Annotated in this window: 5 protein-coding genes; 2 read left to right on the plus strand and 3 right to left on the minus strand. The window is 58.7% G+C overall.

The genetic code is table 11. From position 1 onward, the window contains the following. Positions 1-43: 43 nt before the first annotated feature. Positions 44-808, minus strand: a complete 765-nt coding sequence (locus tag JJB09_RS25110) for a transporter substrate-binding domain-containing protein (RefSeq protein ID WP_201663844.1) — start codon at positions 806-808, stop codon at positions 44-46. Between the two features lie 114 nt (positions 809-922). Further along, positions 923-3,655, minus strand: coding sequence for a hybrid sensor histidine kinase/response regulator (locus tag JJB09_RS25115; protein ID WP_201663845.1), 2,733 nt, complete (start codon positions 3,653-3,655; stop codon positions 923-925). A gap of 362 nt (positions 3,656-4,017) precedes the next feature. Here JJB09_RS25115 and JJB09_RS25120 point away from each other — a divergent pair, with 362 nt between their 5' ends. Both JJB09_RS25120 and JJB09_RS25125 read left to right on the plus strand, forming a co-directional pair. Next, positions 4,018-4,833 carry a transporter substrate-binding domain-containing protein gene (locus tag JJB09_RS25120; RefSeq protein ID WP_201663846.1) on the plus strand — a complete coding sequence of 272 codons (816 nt, stop codon included), beginning with the start codon at positions 4,018-4,020 and terminating at the stop codon, positions 4,831-4,833. A 277-nt stretch (positions 4,834-5,110) separates the two neighbouring features. Continuing rightward, on the plus strand, positions 5,111-6,847 hold the full coding sequence (locus JJB09_RS25125; RefSeq protein WP_201663847.1) for an adenylate/guanylate cyclase domain-containing protein: 1,737 nt from the start codon (positions 5,111-5,113) through the stop codon (positions 6,845-6,847). 462 nt (positions 6,848-7,309) lie between these two features. Here the strand turns inward: JJB09_RS25125 and JJB09_RS25130 are convergent, their stop codons facing one another. After that, entirely contained in the window at positions 7,310-9,169 is a 1,860-nt protein-coding gene (locus JJB09_RS25130; protein ID WP_201663848.1) for a TPR end-of-group domain-containing protein, read from the minus strand. Positions 9,170-9,759: the final 590 nt, after the last annotated feature.

Genomic DNA, 9,759 nt, shown 5'->3' on the forward strand with positions numbered 1-9,759 from the left:
TGTGATGCTCCCAGATTCGCTGAATTGGCTGATGGCTTCGCTGTCATTCGTTGATCATGTCGTACTCGAACCACTTGGCCGAAAGTTTCGACAGCGTTCCGTTGGCGCGCATCCCCTCAATCGTCCGGGTGAGTAGATTTGCGAATTCAGAGTCGCCCGGCTGGATCGCGACTGCACTTGGCGTGTGATAGAGCGGCTGGCCGATAATCTTGAAGGGTTTGCCTTCCTTGATCAGAGACATGACAATCGGCATGTCGTTGACAAATCCGTCGAGCTCGACGCCATCGCCCTTGGCAAGCGCTTTAAAGACATCGTCTTCATGATCATAATTCACGATGGTGGGATTTTCGATCTTGTAAGAGATCGGCAAAACGCCGACGATCCCGAAAGGCTGGCGACGCAGATACTGGTCGTATTTCGAGGCCTTCAGGGCGCCGATGCGCTTCCCACTGGCGTCGGCGGGCGTGTGGATCGAGACGTTGTCTCGATGCACAGCGAGCACTCCGATCGTGTAGTAGTAGTTGACTGGGAACGCGACATGTTCGGCGCGCTTGGCCGTCGGTGTCATGCTATTGATGACGATGTCATACTTGCCCTGCCAGTTTCCGGAAGTCTGCTCATCCCAGGTGATGATCGAGCCGTCCGCATTGGTGACGTAATCGACCTTCACCCCGATCCGTTTGCCCACCTCGCGGAGCACTTCGACATCGAAACCGTCAAGCTCACCCTTCTCATTCTTGATCACGGCTGGCGGCCAAATATCCGGGAAGGGAGACCGCAACACGCCTGTCGCGCGTATGCGGTCCAAAGTCTCTCCTGCCCCTGCAGGCTGCCCCATAATCAGGGCGCTGACGAAAATCACACCGATGCAAAAGAATCTCGGAACATACATAAGATCGACCCCAAACATTGTTCGCTACATTCAATTCTGCAAGCCCGCTCTCCTAAGTACCCGCTGCCCCCGGTAGCGGCCCGCCCGTTCGAGGCAGGCGAGCAAATCCTCCAGACGGATCGGTTTGCTGAGATAATCGTCCATGCCTTCGGACAGGTAGCGCTCGCGATCTCCCGTCATGGCATTGGCCGTTAAGGCTACGAAATATGACATCGGTTCCGCTGCCTGCCGACGAATTTCCTTTGTCGCTTCCAGGCCGTCCATTTCAGGCATCTCGATATCCATGAGAATGAGGTCGTAGCTCTTCGCCCGGCATGCATCGACGGCCTGTCGTCCATCGTTGGCAAGATCGGGCGCATAACCCAGATTGGCGAGGATCTTGCTGCCCAGCTTGCGGTTGACCATGTTGTCATCGGCCAAGAGGATGGCAAGCGGCATGCGCGCCGCGAGTTCCCCGTCGAAACCCTTTTCGCCGGCAGGGACGGCCGCAGTTACATTCTGCCTTCGGGTGACCAGGGCGCTCATATGCTCGAGCAGTATTGCGGGCTTGATCGGCTTCACGAGCATGTCGGCGCGCTCGAGTCTGGCGATTCGTTCCCTGTCTGCCTTGGAAAATTGCGATAGCGAACTGTAGATGATCATTGGCAGCGACCTGCCGGCCGGCAATTTGCGTATCTGTTCGGCGAGAGCGATGCCGTCGGTATCAGGCATGACGAGATCGAGGATGGCGATATCGTAGTGGTTCCCCGCCGAAAGTGCCTCGATTGCGGCCGATGGTGAGGAAAAAGCCGTGCTCTGCATTTTCCATGTGTTCGCATGACCCGTAAGGATCTGCCGGTTGGTGACGTTGTCGTCGACGATCAGCAATTGAAGTCCGTCGACATCGACCTTCGGCACGGACGCCTCATGCTCGACTTTCGCCTCGGCGACCGTGATTGCAAAAATGAAGTTGGAGCCTTCTCCCGGGCGACTTTCTGCCCAGATCGTGCCGCCCATCAGTTCGACAAGCCGTTTGCTGATGGCAAGGCCAAGTCCGGTGCCGCCGAAACGCCGCGTTGTTGAGGCGTCGATCTGGCTGAAGGATTTGAACAAGCGGTCCATTCGCTCCGCTGGAATTCCCACGCCCGTGTCACGCACGGAAAACCGCATTCGATAAGCACCGGCTTCGCCCGACTCCGGGGCAACCCGTTCGCCTGAAATCGTCAGGACGATATCGCCTTGCTCGGTGAATTTGACGGCGTTATTGAGCAGATTGAGAAGAACCTGGCGGAGCCGCACCGGATCAACCATGATGCCCGCTGGACAATCATTCTCGAAAACATACGCGAGTGTCAGCCTCTTTTCGGCTGCGCGGCTGGCGACGAGATCAAGCGCCGTTTCAACGCAGTGCCGGAGATCGACGGGGATGGCCTCCAGTTCCATTTTCCCGGCCTCGATCTTCGAGAAATCGAGAATGTCGTTGATGATCGTCAGAAGCGCCTCGGCGGCACCATTGACCGTATTGCAGTAGTCGCGCTGTTCCGCGTCGAGATCGGTGTCCAGCAGCAGCCGGGTCATGCCCATGATGCCATTCATGGGCGTACGAATTTCGTGGCTCATGGACGCGAGGAAGGTGCTTTTCGCTTCGTTGGCGGAATCGGCGACTTCGCGGGCATGCTTGAGGGCCTTCTCCGCTTGATTGATGGCAGTTACGAAACTCGCAAACTCGCCCGCCAGGTCGGCGATCTCGTCATGGCCGCGCGTCAGCGGTCGCAGGTTTTGCTCAGGCTCCGGGGCGCGAATGGCACTGCCGAGGCGCCGAATGCGGCCGACGATCGAGCGCTGCATGTAGACGGCAACCGCGACGGCTCCGGCCACCGCCAAGAGCGCGATCGACCAGAGGATGGCCGAGCTGCGCGAGAGCTGTCCGTCGAGAATGGCCTGCTGCCGGTCCATTTCCCGGATAATGCGATCGGAAATGCTTTCGGCGGCCCCCACGAGGCTGCGCGAAAGGCGCTCGTTGTCCGCGAGCTGGACGCGGATCTCCTTGACCAGCCCGAGGAGGCGCACTTTTTCGGTGACAAGCCCCTGGGAGCCGAGGAGCGAAGCCGAAAGATCGCCGCCGTTCGGATCCATCACAGCCACTACCGAGGTAACGCGGGGCTTCAGGGCATCAATCGCTTCCTGTGTTCTGGCGGTCAGCAACTCAAGTGTCACCGACTTCAGTTCCGCCGCCGCCATCTGGTCAGATGGCGCGGTTGCTGCAATCTTGTGGGCAAGCTTGTCGATCAATTCCTCGGTCGCCGCGCGGTCGTAAAGGGTGGTCGCCAGGGCATCGAGATTGTTGAAAAGGTCCTGCATGACGGCTTCGATGCCGCTCATGGGCTCCTGAGAATGCGACTTCAGATTATCGATCAGAAGCTGCAGCCGCTGTTGCTCCTTGAAGCTTTGCAAAGAAAAATCGAGGAGTGCCTGTTGGTCGAAGCCCTTGGCATAGAGCGAGGGGGCCAACCGCGTGAGCGCTTCCGCTCGCTGGCGCAATTCGGCCGACACGTTGATGGTGTCCATCTGATGATTGACCATCATATCAAGATTGCGGCGGAGGCCGTCAAATGATTGCAGCGCCGTGAAACTGACAATGCCGATCATCGAGGCAAGGGCCACGAGGCCAAGCAGGACCTTCGTTGCCAGACCAAAAATGTATCGTCGCGACTGGCCGACGACCGATTTGCGGGGCGTTAGCTCGTTAGCGAGACCGGCGCCAGAACTGTCTGCGATCTGCATAGGTTGCCCCAAAACGGCCGCTGGCTGCCTCGTTGCCAGCTCGATGAATTGGATTGCTAATGCGCGCTAAAAATATTCTTTCATTCTCAAGCTGTAGACGGCAATATCACGAGGATTATTGCCGGAATCAAGAATTTTATCTCAGATCTTCAGTGCTGTTTTTGAAGGTCTGGTTTTAAGTGCAGACTGTTCAGCCTGTCGACTTCGACTACATGATACTACGCGTCAGAAACACCTAGTCAATCTCGGCAATCCACGTTCTGGTCCTCGATGGGACGACACTGCACCGAGTTCAGCCGTTGTCCGGCAATAGAAGTGGGAGGTGAGGCATGCGATATACACGAAAAGTCTGGCTAGCGGGATTGGCCCTCGCCTGCATCGCGCTCGCCCCCGCGGCGCGCGCCGGCGCCGTGCTCGACCACATCCACTCAACGGGGATCATTCGTGCCCCCACCCCGGACGTTTGGCCGCCACAGGCGATCAAGACAGAGAGTGGCGACTTCGATGGATTCGATGTCGCGGTGCTGCGGGAAATCGCCCGACGGATGGGCGTCAAGCTGGAATACGTAATCAATCCGGACGGTTCTGTTCCGACCTGGGAAGAGCAGGAAACTGGAAAATGGGGTGGGAAATACGACATCGTCGTGGGATCGATGACACCCACGGCCAAACGGGCCGAACACCTGGCATTTCCAGCCAACTATTATGATGGAATCGGAGTGCTGGCGGTTCACCGGGACAATACAACAATCCGTACACCCGCTGATGCGAGCGGAAAACGTATCGGCGCGCTAGCGGGATCGCAGTATGACCATTACCTCCGACGGGAACCCGTAAAGATCGTCGGCATCCCAGAATTTGTCTTCAAAATCGACAGCCCGGTGATTGTTAACTATCCGCATGAGGAAGACGTCTATGCTGCGCTCGCCAAGGGCGACGGTGTGGAACTCGATGCCATCGCCAACTTGCTCCCTGCCGTGATGGCACTGATCAAGGAAGGCAAGCCGTTCAAAGTTGTTGGTCAACCGCTTTATCGTGTCCCTCACGCGGTGGCGATCTTGCCCGGAGACGATGAATTTGCCGCCGAAATCACCAAAGTCGTCGGACAAATGCATGACGACGGTACGCTGAAGCTACTGTCCATGAAATGGTATTCTCTCGACCTAACGTCTGAATGAATGAGTCACGCCTATTTCGTGTTCCGCATCCGCTTTCGGGATATCGCAACCAATAGTTCAATGGCTGGAATGAGGGCGCAAAGCAGTCTGACCCGTTGCGACCCAATGCGGACCTTCTTCGAAGCAAGCCCAAGCGCAAGTCATGAGCCCAAAGGGACAATCGACTGGCGGGATCACCCCATGTAGCCTACTGGCGGTCGAACCTCGAAGTCCCCGATAGACTTTTGAAATAGTCGTCATACAATCCGATCTCTGCGTTCTACGAAGGCAATGTGAAATGTCCGAAGAACGGGCCCAGCGCCGTCTTGCCGCCATATTGGCTGCCGACGTGGTGGGCTACAGTCGACTTCTGGACCAGGACGAGCAAGGAACATTGGCCGCGTTAAGGGGGCGGCGAAAGGAGATCCTCGAACCACTGGTCCGCGACCGCCAAGGCCGTGTCGTAAAAGTGATGGGTGATGGTGTTCTTGTGGAGTTCGGAAGTGCTGTGAACGCTGTGTTATGCGCCGTCGAACTCCAGAAGCGGATGGCGGCCGCCAACGAGGGTATGCCTGCCGACCGGCAAATCGACCTTCATATCGGCATAAATCTGGGCGACGTCGTTGTCGAGGCCGGCGATCTGTTCGGCGATGGCGTCGTTGTCGCCGTGCGACTTCAGGCGATGGCCGGGGCAGGAGATATCTGTGTCTCCGGCGCCATCTACGACCAGGTCAAGCGGAAGCTTGATTGCGGCTTCGACGAACTTGGTCCGCAATCGATCAAGAACGTCGCTGAACCGGTGTCCGTCTACCGGATTCGGTTGTCGACCGCACCGGAAGATGGCGTGCCGGCGGACAAAGCGCCGCTGCCGCTCCCCACCAAGCCCTCCATCGCCGTCCTCCCATTTACGAACATGAGCAACGATCCGGAGCAGGAGGCATTTGTCGATGGCCTCACCGAAGACCTGATCACGGATCTGTCGAGAACCAGTGAGTTGTTCGTCATCGCCAGCAACTCGGCATTTGCCTACAAGGGCAGGCACATGGATGTGCGTCGCATCGCGCGCGAGCTAGGAGTGCGCCATCTTCTTGAAGGGAGTGCACGGCGGGCAACGGGACGGGTGCGCATAAATGCCCAACTGATCGACGCGATCGCAGGTGACCATCTTTGGGCCGAACGATTCGACCGGAGCCTTGAAGATATCTTCGCTGTTCAGGACGAGGTGACCGGCAAAATTGTCGAAGCTCTGGTGGGCCGCCTGATCGCCGCGCCGGCGCGCAACAGACCAAGCAACCTGGAAGCCTATGACCTCTGTGTGCGCGCGCGGGCCCTTGGCCTGCAAACGGCGCTCACCGCGAAAGAAGCCATTTTCCTGCTGAACCGGGCAATCGCGCTCGATCCGGAATACGCGGAGGCGCACCGTTGGCTGGCACTGAACCTCTGGCTGGGCTGGGAGTTCTGGGACGAACCGATGGATCCCAACCGCGCAAAAGCCCTTGCCGAAGCACAGCGCGCGGTCGAACTCGACCCGAACGATGCAGGGAATCGCTGGGTATTGGGCGTAATATTGGGCCACGAGAGCCGCTGGGCGGATTCGGATGCCGAATTCAACGCCGCCCACAAGCTGGACCCCAACCACGCCGACGCATGGGCGATGCAGGCTGAACTGACGACGGAAAACGGGCGGCCTGCGGAAGCCATTGAGCAGGTGCGGAAGGCGCTCCGGCTCAATCCTCACCCGCCCGGTTGGTATTACTGGATGTTGGGCCAGGCTCAATATTCCATCGGCGACTACAAATCAGCGGTCCAAACGCTGCGCAGGCCCGAAACTTATCGCACGACTTCACGACGCCTGCTGGCAGCGAGTCTGGCGCAGCTTGGCCGCTTGGATGAGGCGCGCTGGGAGGCGAAAATGTTCATGATAAGCAACCCGCACTTCACCATCCGGCACTGGTCGGCATCGCAGCCTTTCCCGGCGGAAGACGTGCGCCAGCATATCGTGGCTGGCTATCGCCTAGCGGGGCTTCCGGAATGAACCGCGTTTGGCGAGTCTCCCGAAGCCCGAAGCCGTTCGCCTGTACTTCCGCTCCATGCTCGAGTCGTCCCAATCTACCTTGGCGAGTGGCCGCTCTCCACCCCAGCGCGGATGTCGAGACGGCCCGAGCCCGGCGTCTGCTTTCGGAGATTCGGCATAGCCCCCGGATCGGCTGACTAGCGGGCGCTAAGCGGTCGTTCTTTGGAATTGAGAAAGCTAAATCGACGCGTGCAGCCTCACTATGAGCGGGACTGCACGCGCTCATATCTCAGTGTGCTCCGTGCGTTCCAGTGCATCCTCAATGTCCACGCCAAGATACTTCACGCCTGCCTCGCGGGATATATTCGAGCCGTGTGAGGATCAGGCTCCCGAGTAACATTGTGATGCATGGTCCACGTCGGATTGGCCTAGCTCATCTAGCCTACGGAATGCTTAGATAAACAGTCGAGCCCGTTTCGATGGCTAATCGATCAGTTCCAGCAGTTTCGCATAGCGTGGATGGCTTCGGATGGGATCAAAATCCGAATCGTTCTTGAACCAGGATTTCATATGAGGCCCAACCTTTTGCAGGTAGGGTTCCAGCAGGTCGATGGCGCGATCGGGCTCGCCTAGAAGCGAATAGACGCAGGCAACGTTGTACAGGGCATTGTTGTCGTCGGCATCGATCGCCAGAGCGCGATCTGCCCATTCCTTGGCCCGCTCATGCTGGCCAAGAGCAATGAGGGCGATGGCACCGAGTTGGGCGGGATCAGAATTTTCGGGATGCTGCCTGAGGGCGCGTTGCGCTCGCTCGAGCCCCACGGCGGCCAGCTTGGCCTCCTCGTCGTGTCGACCGAGCGAGTGCAAGGCGTTCATGACCAGGAGCGGCGACCGGTAGTCGTCGGGGTTGATGTCGGTGCAGCGTTCGTAGAGTTCTACCGCTTTTTCAAGATCGCCTTCTGCGAACGAGTGTCGGGCATAGAAGTAATGGCCTTCATAGGAATTGGGATCCAGCGCAATTGCGCGTTCGAATTCGGCGACTGCGTCGCCGTGCCGGCCGTTTGTCGACAGCGCAAGGCCGTGCGAGGCATGTGCCTCGGCGAGGCTGGGATCAAGCGCCAGCGCCTTGGCGCAGGTCGCCAACAACGCCTCGAGCGAGATTTCCGCACCGTGCCAGGCATGCAGGGCCGAATCGCAATCGGCGATCCCGGCATAGGCGCGCGCATAGTTGGGATCGAGATTAGTCGCCCTGGCGAAGAGGCGTCGCGCCAGTTGCAGCGATCCTTTGGTGCGCGTGTGGAAAAACTCGCGGCCTCTGAGATAGTTGGTATAGGCTTCGACATTCGCGGTCGGCGCCTGTCCAATCGCCTTCTTCTCTTCCGGCAGCAGTTTTACCTTGAGTTGCTCGACGATTGTGTGCGTGATTTCGTCCTGGATCGCAAAGATGTCGGTTAGGTCGCGGTCGTAGCGATCGGCCCAGAGGTGCGTTCCATCCGTGCCGTCGATAAGCTGCGCGGTGATCCGCACGCGTTGTCCGGCTTTGCGCACACTTCCTTCAAGTACAGTAGCGACATGGAAACGCCGGCATACGTCCTGTATGTCGACCAACTTGCCCTTGTAAGTGAACGCGGAGTTGCGGGCGATAACCGAGAGCCCGGAAATCTTCGACAGGTCCGTGATGATGTCCTCCGTAATGCCGTCGGAGAAATATTCCTGCTCCGGATCGCCACTCATGTTGTCGAAGGGCAGCACGGCGATCGAAGGCTTTTCCTTTGCCAGCGCTGCCTTGGGTGCCGCGCCGGTTGCTACGCCTTGCGCCGGAGCGCGCCGGAAGAGGTCAATATTATAGACCCGCACTGGCCGGTCGATGTTCTTCAGCGCCTGCTCGCCCCTGTCCTCGAAGGCGAGGTCGAGCCGGTTGCCGACATTGTCGCGAACGGCGCCGGACACGGCTACACCGCCCGGCTGGGCAATGCTCTCGATGCGCGCGGCAATGTTGACACCGTCGCCGTAGATGTCGTTGTCCTCGAAGATGATGTCGCCGAGATGAATGCCGATGCGAAATTCGATTCGGCGGTCATCCGGCACGTCGACGTTGCGCTCGCGCATTCTGCGCTGAATGTCGGCGGCGCAGGCGACTGCATTCACCACGCTCGGGAATTCGACCAGCATGCCGTCGCCGGTGACCTTGACGATGCGCCCCTGATGCTCGTCGATCTTAGCGTCCGCCATCTCGCGCCGGTGCGACCTCAGCGCTGCGAGTGTCCCCGCCTCGTCGAGGCCCATAAGGCGGCTGTAACCGACGACGTCGGCGGCCAATATTGCGATCAGGCGGCGTTCCATGATTGGCGGGGCTACTGACTCCGGAACCGTATCTTAGCAGTTTTCTATGTTGAAAATTCACTTTTTTCGTCGGCCAACAGTCGCCCGGCTGCATGGCAGCTTCCGTGGCGCGACTGGAGGACGGCGAGGATCGACAGAGACCAATCGCCATAACTGCCGACAGGGCAAACCAAATACCCCTCAGCAGCAGGCCCACGTCCGCCCCAGCGGCTAATTCATAGTGTCCTCGACCGCCGTGACTGTGCAACAGCGACCTTAACACCCGATCGTGCGCTACAGTTGAATTTCGCGGTGTTCCTTGAGACGGCACATCCAGAAGCCATTGCGTCCGCTTTCGGAGCTCGGCAAAACTGACTTTAACGTCCAAGATGGGGGCGCGAAAGAGACGCGGGCCTATTGCAGCATTCAGGCCCATCGCTTCCGTTCGAGGTCGATCCGAGGAACGTGCGGTATGTGCTAGAATGCGGCCGAAGGCGGAACGCGACAGACGCACTGCGAGGGGCGGTGTGATCGAACCGGAATTCGCGCGACCGAGTGCCAAAGTTGTGCTCTTGGAAGAGGAGACGAGGACGATGCCGACACCAGAGCAA

It is taken from the genome of Phytoamicus setariae (assembly GCF_016722925.1).
Taxonomy (GTDB): Bacteria; Pseudomonadota; Alphaproteobacteria; order Rhizobiales; family Rhizobiaceae; genus Rhizobium_E; species Rhizobium_E setariae.